Source organism: Oleiphilus sp. HI0043, assembly GCF_001634935.1.
On record NZ_LWEY01000619.1, the window covers coordinates 1 to 370 of the forward strand.

The following is a 370-nucleotide window of genomic DNA, read 5'->3' on the forward strand; positions in this document are numbered from 1 at the left end:
TCCTATACTCGAATTATTAAATTAACCTTGATGCCGCGCCAGGCATAGTATGTCGGGTGCCTTAAAGCTTAGCCGCTGTATATCAAGCGTTATAAAAAGGCTGTGATTAATTAGTGAGTATTGTATTGACCTTATTAAATAATGTTTGGCAGGTATAGATCATGGATCAGCTAGCTGAACATATTCTGGTGCTAGACCCTCATAAAGAGGACTTGTTACGCTTGGCAGATTATCTGTGTGCCAAGGGCTATCAAGTAAAAACTGCATCAACGATCGATAACGCAAACGAGTTATTGGCAAGTACTTCAGTAGATTTGGTGTTTGCTGATGTAACCAATGCCGATATTGCTCACTTATCATTGGGTCAGGC

At 40.5% G+C, this 370-nt stretch carries 1 pseudogene; it reads left to right on the top strand.

Features of this window, described 5'->3' with window-relative positions:
* Positions 1-161: 161 nt before the first annotated feature.
* Positions 162-370: pseudogene (locus tag A3729_RS07580) on the top strand (hypothetical protein); the annotation flags it as partial.